General features: G+C 35.9%; 14 protein-coding genes. 6 read left to right on the top strand and 8 right to left on the bottom strand.

Annotated elements, in window-relative coordinates:
• Positions 1-90 precede the first annotated feature (90 nt).
• Genes U8526_RS00540 through U8526_RS00530 form a run of 3 tightly spaced genes read left to right on the top strand, consistent with a single transcriptional unit; the run spans position 91 to position 3,733 of the window.
• Positions 91-849 carry a DeoR/GlpR family DNA-binding transcription regulator gene (locus tag U8526_RS00540; protein ID WP_334340012.1) on the top strand — a complete coding sequence of 253 codons (759 nt, stop codon included), beginning with the start codon at positions 91-93 and terminating at the stop codon, positions 847-849.
• The gene (pfkB, locus tag U8526_RS00535) at positions 850-1,770 is read left to right on the top strand and encodes a 1-phosphofructokinase (protein ID WP_334340011.1); all 921 of its coding nucleotides are present in this window, start codon (positions 850-852) and stop codon (positions 1,768-1,770) included.
• A 19-nt stretch (positions 1,771-1,789) separates the two neighbouring features.
• Entirely contained in the window at positions 1,790-3,733 is a 1,944-nt protein-coding gene (locus U8526_RS00530) for a PTS fructose transporter subunit IIABC (protein ID WP_334340010.1), read from the top strand.
• 74 nt (positions 3,734-3,807) lie between these two features.
• Here U8526_RS00530 and U8526_RS00525 read toward each other — a convergent pair whose 3' ends face one another.
• The gene (locus U8526_RS00525; RefSeq protein ID WP_334340009.1) at positions 3,808-4,347 is read right to left on the bottom strand and encodes a GNAT family N-acetyltransferase; all 540 of its coding nucleotides are present in this window, start codon (positions 4,345-4,347) and stop codon (positions 3,808-3,810) included.
• A 512-nt stretch (positions 4,348-4,859) separates the two neighbouring features.
• Between U8526_RS00525 and U8526_RS00520 the strand changes: the two genes are divergently transcribed.
• Positions 4,860-6,911, top strand: coding sequence for a hypothetical protein (locus U8526_RS00520; RefSeq protein ID WP_334340008.1), 2,052 nt, complete (start codon positions 4,860-4,862; stop codon positions 6,909-6,911).
• Positions 6,912-6,952: 41 nt separating this feature from the next.
• On the opposite strand, the gene map is transcribed toward U8526_RS00520, so the two are convergent.
• Together map and uvrC are read right to left on the bottom strand one after the other, a co-directional pair.
• Complete coding sequence (gene map, locus U8526_RS00515; protein ID WP_334340007.1) at positions 6,953-7,792, bottom strand: type I methionyl aminopeptidase; 840 nt, start codon at positions 7,790-7,792, stop codon at positions 6,953-6,955.
• A 13-nt stretch (positions 7,793-7,805) separates the two neighbouring features.
• Entirely contained in the window at positions 7,806-9,623 is a 1,818-nt protein-coding gene (gene uvrC, locus U8526_RS00510) for an excinuclease ABC subunit UvrC (RefSeq protein ID WP_334340006.1), read from the bottom strand.
• Positions 9,624-9,801: 178 nt separating this feature from the next.
• Between uvrC and U8526_RS00505 the strand changes: the two genes are divergently transcribed.
• Complete coding sequence (locus tag U8526_RS00505) at positions 9,802-10,359, top strand: hypothetical protein (protein WP_334340005.1); 558 nt, start codon at positions 9,802-9,804, stop codon at positions 10,357-10,359.
• A gap of 91 nt (positions 10,360-10,450) precedes the next feature.
• The gene (locus U8526_RS00500) at positions 10,451-10,597 is read left to right on the top strand and encodes an SPJ_0845 family protein (RefSeq protein ID WP_167593944.1); all 147 of its coding nucleotides are present in this window, start codon (positions 10,451-10,453) and stop codon (positions 10,595-10,597) included.
• 351 nt (positions 10,598-10,948) lie between these two features.
• On the opposite strand, the gene U8526_RS00495 is transcribed toward U8526_RS00500, so the two are convergent.
• The 5 genes from U8526_RS00495 to U8526_RS00475 form a co-directional block, all read right to left on the bottom strand.
• Positions 10,949-11,458 carry a hypothetical protein gene (locus U8526_RS00495; protein ID WP_334340004.1) on the bottom strand — a complete coding sequence of 170 codons (510 nt, stop codon included), beginning with the start codon at positions 11,456-11,458 and terminating at the stop codon, positions 10,949-10,951.
• Between the two features lie 141 nt (positions 11,459-11,599).
• The gene (locus U8526_RS00490; RefSeq protein WP_334340003.1) at positions 11,600-12,301 is read right to left on the bottom strand and encodes an MgtC/SapB family protein; all 702 of its coding nucleotides are present in this window, start codon (positions 12,299-12,301) and stop codon (positions 11,600-11,602) included.
• Positions 12,302-12,363: 62 nt separating this feature from the next.
• Positions 12,364-12,939, bottom strand: coding sequence for a PTS sugar transporter subunit IIA (locus U8526_RS00485; protein ID WP_334340002.1), 576 nt, complete (start codon positions 12,937-12,939; stop codon positions 12,364-12,366).
• Positions 12,940-12,994: 55 nt separating this feature from the next.
• Positions 12,995-13,447, bottom strand: a complete 453-nt coding sequence (locus U8526_RS00480) for a low molecular weight protein-tyrosine-phosphatase (RefSeq protein ID WP_334340001.1) — start codon at positions 13,445-13,447, stop codon at positions 12,995-12,997.
• Position 13,448: 1 nt separating this feature from the next.
• Entirely contained in the window at positions 13,449-13,730 is a 282-nt protein-coding gene (locus U8526_RS00475; RefSeq protein ID WP_334340000.1) for a helix-turn-helix domain-containing protein, read from the bottom strand.
• Positions 13,731-14,069 lie beyond the last annotated feature (339 nt).

Below are 14,069 nucleotides of genomic sequence, written 5' to 3'. Positions count from 1 at the left end.
GGTTAATATCTTTTGGAAGTTTTTGAAAGATTTTGAGTTTTTATGATTGATTTTGAACGAATATGGTTGTATTATATTTTTTGCGAGGTGATGAAAGTGCTTACTGAAGAAAGACAACAAATTATTTTAGAACAACTAAAAATACACAATATTGTCAAACTCCACGATTTAATTCCATTAACGGGTGCTTCTGAGTCTACCTTGCGTCGTGACTTGCAAGATCTTGAGAATTGTCACAAGTTATTGCGAATTCACGGCGGTGCTCAAAATGTTATTTCATTACATGAGGAACCAGCTCTTTCTCAAAAAGCAGCTGTACACATTAATGAAAAGAAACTAATCGGTCAGACCGCTGCAAGTTTAGTTAGAAATCATGAGGTTATCTTTTTAGATTCCGGAACCACCATTCAATTCATGATTCCTTACTTAATAGAACACAACGACTTGTTAGTCATTACCAATAGTGTCGATAATGCTTCAATGCTGGCTGATTATAATGTGAACACATTTATTCCTGGGGGAAAGTTAAAATCATCCACGAAAGCGTTGATTGGTGCAAACATTATTCAAACTCTGGAGAAGTACCATTTTGATCGTGCTTTTCTCGGAACTAATGGCTTCTCTATCGATGCTGGCTATACAACGCCGGATCCTGAAGAAGCAGCTATTAAAAGTTTGGCGATCAAGCAGTCAAATCAATCTTACGTACTATCCGATAGTTCAAAGTTTTCGCAAGTTAGTTTTAGTCGTTTTGCAACTTTAGATGAGGTTCCATTAATAACAAGCAGACTATCAGAAAAAGAAGCTAATGCTTTGAAAAAAATTACCAAGATAACGGAGGCAATCTAGTTGATCTATACAATTACAGTTAATCCTTCAATTGATTATGTTTTGCAATTGAAGAATTTGAATACTGGCGAAGTTAACCGCACTCAAAGTGATGTTAAACTTCCCGGAGGAAAAGGAATCAACGTTTCTAGAATTATGAAAGAGTTAAATATTGATTCCACAGCACTTGGCTTTGTTGGTGGAGCCACAGGTTCAATGTTTGAAGAATTACTTTCACAACATAATCTCAAAACTTCATTCACTAAGGTTAAAGAAGATACACGTATCAACGTCAAAATCAATGCTACTGAACAAAATGAAGAGACTGAGATCAACGGTGCCGGTCCTTCCATCAGTGATGCTGAACAAACTACTTTCATGAATAATTTAAGTGAAATCGGTAAGGGTGACATTGTTGTTATGGCCGGAAGCCTTTCCAAAAATCTCAACACTAATTTTTATTTAGATATCGCTGAAAAGATTCAAAAGCAAGGTGCTGAATTCATCATTGATACTACTGGTCAAGCCCTTTTGGACACATTACCATTGCACCCATTAGTCGTAAAACCAAATCATCATGAATTGGCTGATCTATTCAACGTTACTTTCAAAGATGAACAAGAAATTATTAGTTACGCTAGAAAGCTTTTGGACAAGGGAGCTAAACACGTTTTAGTTTCAATGGCCGGAGACGGTGCTTTGTTAGTTACTAAAGATAAAGCCTACAAGGCCAACGCTCCTAAGGGAACTGTCATCAACTCAGTTGGTGCTGGTGACTCCATGATTGCTGGTTTTGCTGGTACATTCATGGAAACAAACGATCCTATTGAAAGCTTCCACATGGGTGCTGCTTGCGGATCAGCTACTGCCTTTAGTCAAGACATAGCTATTAAAGACAAGATTGACGAAGTTTATAAAGAAATTTCTATTACTGAAATTTAATTGAGGGGGACTCTTAATAATGGATCTAAAACAACTATTGTTAAAAGACGCCATGATTATGGACTTGAAAGCTACTACCAAAGAGGATGCCATTGAAGAAATGGTTGATAAGTACTATCAAGTCGGCGTTATTGATGACAAAGAATTATATAAATCAGACATTTTAAAACGTGAAGCACAAACAAGTACTGGTATTGGTGATGGAATTGCCATGCCTCATGCTCGTGATAAAGCTGTTAAACGTGCCACAGTCTTGTTTGCTAAGAGTGCTAAGGGTATTGATTATAAATCATTAGATGGCCAACCAGCCTACCTATTCTTTATGATTGCTGCTCCAGATGGTGCCGATAATCTTCATTTACAAGCACTTGCAGCACTTTCATCACTTTTGATCAATCCTGAATTAGTTAAGAATTTGAAGGCTGCCAAAACAGCTGATGAAGTTCAAGAATTATTTGACAAGGCTATGAAGGAAAAAGAAGCCAAGGACAAAGCTGATGAAGAGAAACAAAAGGCTAAAGCAGCAGCTGCTGCTCAAGCTAGTGACTCTGACGACAAGAAACCATATGTTGTTGCTGTTACAGCCTGCCCTACTGGTATTGCCCACACATACATGGCTGAAGCTGCTCTAAAAGAACAAGCTGAAAAAATGGGTGTTGACATCAAAGTTGAAACTAATGGTTCCGAAGGTGTTAAGCATTTATTAACTGCCGATGAAATCAAACGTGCTGATGGTGTTATCATCGCCGCTGATAAGAAAGTTGACATGCCTCGTTTTGATGGCAAGCACTTAGTTAACCGCCCTGTTAGTGATGGTATCAACAAGGCTGAAGAATTGATCAACTTAGCCGTTGAACAAAAAGCTCCTGTCTTCCACGCTGAAGGTGGCGCTGCACAAGAAACAGAAGATACAGAAGAAAAGAAGTCCCTTTGGTCAAGAATTTATGCCGATTTAATGAATGGTATTTCTAATATGCTTCCATTCGTTGTCGGTGGTGGTATTCTAATGGCTATTTCCTTCCTATTGGAAAACTCCGTTGGTGCTCATTCACAATGGTTCCTCTTCTTTAACAATGTTGGTAATTATGCTTTTAGTTTCTTGATTCCTGTTTTAGCTGCTTATATCGCTGTTTCAATCGGTGATCGTCCTGCCCTACTACCTGGTTTTGTTGGTGGTTATATGGCATCACAAGCTACAGCTTCTGTAGTTAGTTCCAAGAGTCCCGCTGGCTTTATCGGTGGTCTTCTAGCTGGTTTCATTGCTGGATGGGTCGTTGTCTTCTTAAAGAAATGGCTCAAGAACTTACCAAAATCATTGGCTGGTCTTAAAACTATTTTGATTTACCCAGTACTAGGTTTGCTCTTTACCGGAGCTATCATGTACTTTGCTGTTGATCCAATCTTTGCCGTTGTTAACGCTGCTATTACTCACTTCCTAGAATCTATGGGTACAGGCAATGCTGTTATCTTAGGTACATTGCTTGGTGGTATGATGTCCATCGATATGGGTGGTCCTTTCAACAAGGCTGCTTACACATTTGCCATTGGTACATTTACTGCGACTCAAGACGGTGCTTTGATGGCTGCCGTTATGGTTGGTGGTATGGTTCCTCCTCTAGCTATTGCGATTGCAACAACATTCTGGAAGAACAAGTTTACTGAACAAGAAAGACAAGCCGGTCTTTCAAACTATATCTTAGGTTTATCATTCATTACTGAAGGTGCTATTCCATTTGCTGCCGGAGATCCATTACACGTTATCGTATCAAGTGTTATCGGTTCTGCCATTGGTGGTGGTTTGACACAACTATGGGGCGTTAACGTACCTGCTCCTCACGGTGGTATCTTCGTTACACCATTGGCTAACAAACCATTACTTTACTTACTAGCCGTTGTTATCGGTGCTGTAATTTCTGGTGTTATCTATGGTGTTTGGAAACCTGCATTGAAGAAAAACAAATAGATTTCTACTATTAGATATAAAAAAGATTCAACTGACATAAAAGTTAGTTGAATCTTTTTTATTTGGACTTGATACTATAAATCGTTTTTAAGCAAGCTATACAAATTTTCGTCATGAAAAACATCATCCAACAGTTCGTTTTGACGTAATGTTCCTTCAAAAATAAAGCCTGCCCGCTTAGCCACTGCATTACTAGTCTCATTATCAACTGCTGCTTGAATTATGATCCGGTTTAAACCGTAGTCTTCAAATCCTAAATTAACAAAACATTTTACTGCTTTGGTCATGATACCCTTGCCCTGAAATTCTCTACCCAACCAATAACCAATATCAGCACTGGCCCGTAAATTATCAAAATGATTAAAACTAATCATTCCCGCAACTTCATTTTGATACCAAATTACAAGATTTAATGCATCATTCGTCCCCATGTGGCGGTTGGTCATCTGTAAAAATTCAACTTCGTCATTCACCACTTTAGTTAACTTTAACCATGGTAAATAATATTCAAAATACTCTCGTTGTTTGTCCAACAAGTTAAATAGCTTGGGGCCGTCAATTTTAGGTCTTGGTATTGCTAATTTAATGTTGTCTGATGCTTTGCAAGATAACATTTGTACTTACCTCTTAGTTTTATCTAGTAATAAGATAGATATTTTCTTCAATTAAGATTTTTATCTTAATTAATTTTATTCTTTATTTAGGATAAAGCAAAAATTTAAGAGATAAAAATTCAGTGGTCTAATCCTATTACTGAATTTTTATCTCTTTTTTCATCCTCATCAGTTTTTATAACATTCTTCTCATTGTTTAAAATAGTTTTTCATAAATTGTTTTTTTAATTACCATTGTTTGTTGATATAACACGTTATTTAACGTTTACAAAGCTATTTTATTTGCTATACTGAAACCACTTACAAAAAGTAAGAAGTTCACGAAATCCTATTGTATAGCAAGCAATTGCTGACATACAGATTAATTCGATTAAATAATTTAGCATTTTATCATTTGTTTAGACACCATGTGCTTTTTTCTTTACAATCGAAATTTATCTGGTATTATTTTGAACTTGCAGGTCACAAATGGCCTAAAATTCCCTACCACAAAACGCAAGGAGTTTACTACCATGAAAATGAAAACCATTTTACTATCAGCCGTTATTTTAGGTGGATTTGCAGCCCCTATCGCGCAACAAACAGTTGCTTACGCTGATACAATTAATCCTGAAGTAATTCAGAATAAGGAGACAACTGACGACCAGAGTAGCAATAACCAAGAACTTCGGGCCAACAGTGTCAAATTAAGTGACAAAGTCTCACTAGATCAATTAAACACTGATACAAGTATTGTAGTCCCTTCTACCACAAGAGATAACAGTACTAAGCTAGATGATACCTATGTCAATCTCGATGATGAACAAATTACCGAATTAAAGAATGGCAAAAGTGCCACCTTCTACGGCTATTTAGAAATCACAACCAGCTGGGGAGGAGAACTTACTTATAGAATCGATGCTCCAAAAAATGAGTTACAATTGCAATACAATGAGAATACTCAAACTCTTTCGTTACTAAACGACTCTCAAAAAGTTGATCATATAGCTTATGAACTACTCAAGGGAGATGCCAATGTGCATTATGTTTTTAAAGACACTGGTGAAGAAATTTATCAGCATGTGCATGAGTCTGACCTTAGCTCTAATGAATCAACCTTTACAGTCGAAAAATTATATAGATTACATAAAGAGAATCTATTAAAAGGACACTTTGATGCTGTATTCATCGATTTGGATAATTTACCTAACATCGAAAATGCCAATAATCCTCTTGATATCGATTTTAATGAACAACCTCTCGAAAAGGAATTTGATCCCGATAAGATCACTAAAGATAATGCTGAATTCACTGTTAAATTAGAACGGGCCAAACCAGCAGTCTTCAATCTCAATGTTTATCTCGATGGTAAACTTTTCTCCAAACAAAGTACTGAAAACGAAATCTTTACAGAAGTTCCTCAACAAATTGACGAAAAATTGCCGGACTCATCAAAAGCTAAATTGAATCCTAATAAAACCCACTCTGACGTTAGTTATTCATACTTTCCACAACTTGGCTTGGATTCAAGAACTGGTAAGGCCTTTCATCAGTATATCTTCGACCGACAAGACGGCGAACTTGTTCCACGAACCGAAGGTTTTCTAAGACAAGCTCTAGCCTTTTATTCTGGTGACGATGAGGATCCAATAATCGAAATGTTCATGGCTGGACGTACTCAAAATCTCTCAATTTATTACGAATCAGAAGACTATTCTGATGAAGACGAAAATTCAACTGTAACTTCCAACGTAGTGATTAGCTCTAACTTGGGCTTGCAAACTGTTAAGAATGTCACTGGTAAAAAAGGTGAAACCGTAACTGTTAAAGTTCCCCAAATTGATGGCTACAAACCTGATAAAGAAACTGTAACAGCTAAGGTAAACGAAGATGGAACCATCACTACTGATGAAAAAGTTAAATATGAGTTGATCAAGGATGATGAAGGTAATGGTAATACTAAGCCACCAGTAACAACTCCTGAGCCTGAACCTACTCCAGCTCCCGAACCAACACCAGACCCTGAACCAGCTCCAAACCCTAATCCAGCTCCAAACCCTAACCCAGCTCCAAACCCTAATCCAGCTCCAAACCCTAATCCAGCTCCAAATCCTAACCCAGCTCCAAATCCTAACCCAGCTCCAAACCCTAACCCAGCTCCAAATCCTAACCCCGACAAAATGAATGGTTTTGTTGGTACTATGAAAGAACATGTTAAGTTATATAGCTTGGACAAAAACAAGATGGAACTTATTACCGATAAGAAGTTATCAAAACACTCCGACTGGAGATTCGATCAAAGTATCAAGGTCGATGGAAAAATTTATTACCGTGTTGCTTCTAACGAATGGGTCAGTGCAAAAGATGTCTACCGTTATCAAGTAGAATCCGGTGTCATTGAAACTAAAGATAAGGAATACACTAGTTTAGTCAATTCAAATTCTGAATCTATCACTAATCGTGCCTTAGGTTCTAAAACCTCTTGGAAATATGATCGTATTGCCTATTTAGGTGATAAAGAAGAAAAACATTATCGTGTCGCTTCTAACGAATTCGTTCATCATAGTGATGCAAACAAAAAATAAGACGAAAAAAACAGTCCTCTCAAAGGGCTGTTTTTTTCGTCTTATTTCATTTGGTTGTGTTCTTTTAAATATTTACGAGCCCAACTTAGATATTTTTCATCCTCTGCAGCATCCTGAGAAGTCAAAATCTTAGGACCATCTTCGGTAATTGCTAAAGTATGTTCATATTGAGCAGACCAAGAACCGTCAGCACTAGCGTAGTAAATCCAATCGTCGTTAGGGTCCTTTAGTGAACGATCAACAATTTCCCATGTACCCTCATTGATCATAGGTTCAATTGTAATTGTCATACCATTCTTTAAACGTAATCCACGGCCTGGTTCACCATAATGTAAAACATCTGGTTGTTCATGCATTGTTGGTTGAATACCATGTCCACAAAGTTCTCTGACATCACCATAGCCATGTTCATCTTCTGTATAGTGTTGAATAGCATAACCAATATCGCCTAAACGATTACCAGCAATACTTTGAGCAATCCCTAAGTACAATGACTTCTTAGTAACTTCCATTAAATCGGATGTTTCTTGAGTCACTGAACCAACAGCATAACTCCAGCAAGAATCACTTTGATAGCCCTTGTAACTAACAGTCATATCTACCTTAACCAAGTCACCCTCTTGTAAGATTAAATCACGACGTGGTGTACCATGTGCAACCTCATCATTAACATCGACACAAGTAGCGTATTTATAACCCTCAAAACCCTTTTCTGAAGGAACTGCACCATGGCTAACAATATAGTCATTAGCAAATTCTTCAATCGAATAAGCTGAGATACCAGGTTTGATCAAGTCACGTAAGCCCAAATGGACTCCGGCTAATATCTTACCTGATTCACGCATACCTTCGATTTCTCGTTCTGATTTCAATGTAATCATCAAATCTCTCCCTTTAACCTTTATGATACTTCTTATGAAAATCTGTGCTTGCTAACGTTATCTTGATCGTTTGTGCGGTTGTCTTAGGAATTCCCAGATCGGTCAATTGTTCAACCGAAGCTTCTTTCATCTTCTTAACTGAACCAAATTTCTTTAACAACTTAGTACGAGTTTTCGGACCGACACCTTGAATATTATCAAGTTGCGAAGATAACGCATTTTTACTTCTCGTCTTACGATGGAAAGTAATGGCAAAACGGTGAACTTCATCTTGAATTCTCTGTAGCAAATAGAATCCCTGACTCTTACGATCTAATGGTACCTCAATCCCATCTTCGCCGACAATTAAGTGTGAAGTATTATGGTGATCATCCTTAACCATCCCTGCTACTGGTATGTCAATTCCCAATTCGTTATTCAAGACATCCACTACTGCACGTAATTCAATGATACCACCATCCATCAAAATCAAATCAGGTAATGGGGAATCATCCTTAATCAAACGTGAATAGCGTCTATAAATAACTTCTCTGGTATTGGCTGCTTCATCCGCACCAGATTGGTGTTCTACTTCACCTTTGATCTTATACTTCCGATAACCACTCTTTTCAGGTCGGCCGTCTTTAAACATAACCATTGCTGAAACGGGATTAGTTCCTTGAATATGTGAGTGGTCAAACGATTCAATAATATGGCCGTATGGTAAATCAAGCGCCTCAAAAATTTGTTTCTGAGCACCATATGTTTGACGATTATCCAATTCCATCAAACGGAATTTCTCTTGTAGAACCAATTTAGAATTCTCTGCTGCCATATCCATCAAATCACGTTTTTGACCACGTTGTGGCGTCCTAAATGGAATATTCAAAACCTGAGATAAAGTATCCTTATCCAAGTTATCAGGCACCAAAATTTCTTTAGGTAGGACTTGATTACGACGATTATAAAATTGCAAAATAAACGTCGATAATTCTTCCTCTGGCGTATTGATACATGCAAAAACCTTTTTTTCACGTTTCATTAAGCGAGCTTGACGAATAAAGAAAATTTGAATTGAAATCCAACCCTTTTCGACATAGTAATTAAAAATATCTCTAGGCGTACTATCATTAGAAATAATTTTCTGCTTCTCTACAGTTGTCTCAATATATTTGATCTGATCTCTTAATTCAGCCGCTCTTTCAAATTCCAATTTTTCCGAAGCATGTTCCATTCTGTCTTCTAGTTGGTGTTTAATTTCCCCAACGTTACCGCCCAAGAACTTTTTAATCTTTTCAATCTGTTGATCATATTTTTCCTTCGGAACGGTTTGGAAACAAGCTCCTAAACACTGCCCCATATGGTAATACAAACAGGGACGGCCCAGGTTACCTTGACATCTTCTTAATGGATAAACCTTTTGTAAGAAGTTCAAAGTATTAGACGCTGCCCAAACATTAGGATAGGGTCCAAAGTAATAGGCACCATCCTTCTTAACCAAGCCCGTGATTTCCATTTTAGGATCACGTTCATTAGTAATTTTTATATAAGGGTACCCTGTACCACGTTTTAATTTAATATTGTAATATGGTTGATGTTTTTGAATTAAAGTAATTTCCAACAAAAATGCTTCTTTATCATTGGAAGTAATAATTGTTTCAAAATCGCGAATCTCTGATACTAGCCGAGCCGTCTTGCCTTCATGAGAACTTTTGAAATAAGAACGCACTCGATTACGTAAGTTTTTAGCCTTACCAACGTAAATAATTTTGGAATTAATATCCTTCATTAAATAACAACCAGGACGTGGTGGCAAAAGGCTTAATTTATGTTCAAGATATTCAGTTGCCAATAAATACCCCTCCCTCGTATAGTTCGAACTTATCTAATATTAAGTTAATCTGCGTAATTGTCAAATTAAGTGCCCCTTTGGGGATTTCGAGTTGTTTTTATTTGCTTTTATATATTTTGAGAATATAATTGATTTTATACAATATATTTGTGTACAATTTGAATAGGAGATAAGAAAAATGACAGAATATAAAGCAGATATAGTTCCATTAAATGATGAATTTATCGGTACTAAGGCTCATGGTAATGCGAGTTTTATTGAATCTGACGAAAATCTACATATTAAGATTGAAATGTTTGATACTCCTAAGAACACTCAACACTGGGAACACTTCCATGGTTTTCCTGATGGTAAAATAGCTCAAATCGCTACCATGGCCCAAGATGTTAATCATGATGGTTTAGTTGACCTTCCTGAAACAGAGATTGTTTCAGGTACTACGATGGTTCCCTTTGACGATGCCCCTCAAAACATGAATGTACCTAATGATAATTATCCTATTTCTGACGCTAATGGTCATTTTGCCTATGAAATAGATGTACCTTTGAAAGATTTACAAAAGAAGTTTAAAGAGGTCTTTGGCACTGACGAACTAGAACTAGATAAACGTGTTATTTATATCCATGGTGTTCCTGACAGTCTCCAATTACCTGAAAGCGTGGGCGGTGCTGTGGGTGATTATGACGCTCACACTACTTTGCCTATTGCGGCGGGCAAGATTGAAAAAATTGACTAATCGACTAATTTAATTTATCCAAATAATTGTTATTCTTTTTGAAAGGCTATATAATAGCAGTATAAAGAAAACCTGAAAGGGGCTGATTCCGATGGGCTTAACAGTGAAACGTGAAAGTGATTTTGGCAGTTTGTTTGATAAGTTTGCCTCTCTTCCCGATGATGTAAAAGAAAACGAAAAACGCGTAGATTCCGCAGATAAGAAATCTGCTAAGAATAAAAAGGAATCTAAAAAGTAGTAATTAAAACTTCTCTTGTTTGATGTCACTTCTCTTAATTGAGATGCCATTTGATTTTTACTATTTCTTAAAGAACCCTTTTGATATAAAATGTGTGCCCTCCACTTTGGATATTTGCCGTCCGAGCTTGGAGGGTTTTTTGTATCTAAAAAGCAGTATCCATTAAATCCACATTCAAGGTGGTTTTAACGGATACTGCTTTTTCATAAGATGTTTCTCGACAATTTAGTTAGAATTTAATTATTCTGGAAGTGTCTCTGATTCCATTTCTCTTAAATCGATCAATTCCTGGAACATCAAGTATTCAAAGTTATCATCTAGGATACTGTTGTATAGAGTCATTTTTTCCCCTTATTTGTTTAATTTTAATTGTATAAAGTTAGCACTTATCACGGGACGTCTAATCTGGCGGCCCTTTTCGTTAATATAATTATCCATTGAAAGAACTTCACCATAAAACTTTATAGCGTCATTTTCTTGTAAGCTACTGATGTTTCTCGCAAAATTGGAGTCAGTATACTTCACTTTACAAACTCTTGACGCATCGTTGCCATCTAATGCTACTAACATATATTTATCTTCTGGATCCAATTTTTTAACATGTCCAAATTGAAAAATCTTCGATCCAAAATATAAAGTTGTATTCTCATATAAATTGTCAAAAGAAACATAAGAGTATTTTTTACTCTCGTTACTAAATTCCGAAATACTCTTCTGCTTATGTTTTGCTTCACTTACTAAAATAATACTTTCGCGGTTACTACCAATTACTTTATTTTTCGATAATAATAGATAACCAACTAAGACTAATAACGTACACAAAAAAACAATTAACAATCTGGATCGCAAAATTCTTATCATTTAATTCCCCCAATTACAAAAGATAGCAAAGGTCTAGACAAATTTCAATCAATTATCCAGACTAAAATATTTAAATATACCATTACTAAAAATGAGCATAAAAAAATATCTCTAAGTTAATAATTTAGGGATATTCTTACTTTAAACATTAATCGTTTCTACCTTAAGAATATTTTCATTCATTGACAGTCCCTCGACAATATCAACGTAATCAATATCTTTTCCAAAATCAATTGAATAAACATTAGTATATATCTTCGTATCATTCAAATTGGATACGCTGAATCTAACACCTTCAACTGTTATATCGTGTCTTTGAAAATAATCATCAATAAACTTCTTAGTATCCAGCTTATGTTTGTACTCGATCTTTAGCTTTCTGACTGGACTGATCTTGATGATCTTCTTCAAAAAACCTAAAACAGCGTAAACTACTAAAAAGCCGACTATGGCAATAATATAATCACCCATACCAATAGCAATTCCTAGACAAGCAACTACCCAAAGACTGGCGGCAGTTGTTAATCCACGAATCGAGTGATGTTCCACAATAATCGTTCCAGCACCCAAGAAACCAATACCACTAACAACTTGAGCTATCAAACGAGCATCATCTGCTCTTATAACACCTTTATATTGAGGATACTGACGTGCCATCTCTAAGGCATCGAACCCAATATTCTTTTGAATCATCGCAATAATACAAGCACCCAAACACACTAAGATATGCGTTCTTAATCCTGCTGGACGATGCTTATATGCTCGATCTAAACCAATGATACCTGAAAATATCACAGCCAATAGGAGTCGAATTACTACATTTAGCACACTTAATTGGCTCAAAAATAATCCCTCCAATTTTCTTGTTAAATAACTCAATTATTATAACATTATTATCCGTTTTATTAATTATTACTGTTAATAAACATATCCGCTATCTCTTTAGAACTAGTAGTCTCTTTTAAAGAGTAAAGAAATTTAGGATCTGATAATAAAATCGAAATACTGGCTAGATATTTTACATGAAGAAAATTTGGTTCCGATTTAGGAATCAACAAACCGATCACTAAGTCAATTTTTTCATTATTCCACATAATAGGATTCTCTAATTTCAAAACCAACATTGTCAATTCTTTAATTGAATCATCAATAACATGAGGTAACACAATTCCATCACCTAAATTAGTCGATGCTTGTTGTTCACGTAATAAAAATTGACCATATATTTTTTCTTCATCTAACCCTGTCTGTCGTTGGCTAGCAAACTTAGATAGGTACTTCAACAGCTCATTTTCAGAAGCAACAGTAACGTCTACTTGGACATTTTCTACTTTCAATATCTGTGAAAAATCACTAGTTTCTTCCTCTTTGCTTCGAGCTTTATTTTGAGGATCGTTAATATCATTCGTTAAAATGGTATCGTCATTCTTTTCTTTCTTTTTAAAAACATTCTTTAGCTGGTCCCACAATGATTGATGCATTATAAAACCTCCAAATTAAATAAAAAAAGTCAAAATCTAAAATAGAGTTTGACTCTTATGATTTCAATTTTTCTAGCCAAATGGGTAAAACCTCCGCTAACTGATGATAGGTTCGATTAAATTTATGATCGTACCAAGGATCTTCAATTACGGCGTTACTATTCAACGCTTCATAGGCCATATGTATTTTACTCTCATCAGCGGCAGGTGCCATTTGCTTTAGGTCGACAATATTTTGTTTATCCATTCCGATGATTAAATCGGCACTATCAAAATCTTGAGACGTTATTTGCTGAGCAGTGTGTCTAACAATAGGTACGTTTTGCTTCTTCAATTCCGCAATTGCACCTAGATGAGGCGAATTACCAATCTCATAAGTTGAAGTAGCCCGAGACTCTACTTTAATCTCTGAATCAAGGCCTTGTTGTTCGACCAATTGTTTCATCATCATCTCTGCCATTGGTGAACGACAGATATTTCCTAAACAAACGAAGATGACTTTCTTCATATTATAATAGTCCTAATCTTTTTTTAACTTCACGTAATTGAGCTTCCAAAACAGGATCTTTACGACTCAGCACATCCAGCATATTAGGTTGTGATGATTGTTGTGGCTTGGAAGTTGGTGCAGTTTTTTCTTCAGATTTAGTTTGTGACTTCTTATATTTTCTAACCCATGCAGCTACCTGTTGGTATGAAATTCCGTACTTTTCACCAGTAGCTTTGTAGTTGTTATCATGTTCTACTGCATATTGGGCAATTTCTTTTTGTTGATCAACATTGTAATTCATACTAAAAACTCCTAAATAGCTTATTACAAAAAATTATACCATAGAACGCAATACCATTATTGATATAACAAAGTTTAGCAAATCGAAACCACAAAAAAATGGCAGCTCAGGGAGGAACTACCATCAATTTTATATTCTTTTGTAATCATAAAATCATCTAACAAAGATTTAGCAGAATCTCTGTCCACAAATAATACTACCATATTCCCTCAGAAAGATAAGTGGGTTTACAAAAGTCGACAACTTTTTATAAATCAATTCTTTTATACAAAAAGGTCTATACAAATGGCCTTCTATCAGTAAACAGATTATCAAAACATGCCTATCCCATAATTTTTT

Origin of the sequence: Companilactobacillus sp. HBUAS56275, from assembly GCF_036913655.1 — a bacterium.
Classification (GTDB): Bacteria; Bacillota; Bacilli; order Lactobacillales; family Lactobacillaceae; genus Companilactobacillus; species Companilactobacillus pullicola.
The sequence above is the reverse complement of the archived record's forward strand: the minus strand, read 5'-3'. Positions and strand labels throughout refer to the sequence as shown.

Bases quoted from the DNA above. Each gene is read 5' to 3' on its own strand.
- U8526_RS00540 (WP_334340012.1), top strand. From the start codon at position 91: ATGAAAGTGCTTACTGAAGAAAGACAACAAATTATTTTAGAACAACTA.
- U8526_RS00530 (WP_334340010.1), top strand. From the start codon at position 1,790: ATGGATCTAAAACAACTATTGTTAAAAGACGCCATGATTATGGACTTG.
- U8526_RS00525 (WP_334340009.1), bottom strand. From the start codon at position 4,347: ATGTTATCTTGCAAAGCATCAGACAACATTAAATTAGCAATACCAAGA.
- U8526_RS00520 (WP_334340008.1), top strand. From the start codon at position 4,860: ATGAAAATGAAAACCATTTTACTATCAGCCGTTATTTTAGGTGGATTT.
- map (WP_334340007.1), bottom strand. From the start codon at position 7,792: ATGATTACATTGAAATCAGAACGAGAAATCGAAGGTATGCGTGAATCA.
- U8526_RS00505 (WP_334340005.1), top strand. From the start codon at position 9,802: ATGACAGAATATAAAGCAGATATAGTTCCATTAAATGATGAATTTATC.
- U8526_RS00500 (WP_167593944.1), top strand. From the start codon at position 10,451: ATGGGCTTAACAGTGAAACGTGAAAGTGATTTTGGCAGTTTGTTTGAT.
- U8526_RS00495 (WP_334340004.1), bottom strand. From the start codon at position 11,458: ATGATAAGAATTTTGCGATCCAGATTGTTAATTGTTTTTTTGTGTACG.
- U8526_RS00485 (WP_334340002.1), bottom strand. From the start codon at position 12,939: ATGCATCAATCATTGTGGGACCAGCTAAAGAATGTTTTTAAAAAGAAA.
- U8526_RS00480 (WP_334340001.1), bottom strand. From the start codon at position 13,447: ATGAAGAAAGTCATCTTCGTTTGTTTAGGAAATATCTGTCGTTCACCA.
- U8526_RS00475 (WP_334340000.1), bottom strand. From the start codon at position 13,730: ATGAATTACAATGTTGATCAACAAAAAGAAATTGCCCAATATGCAGTA.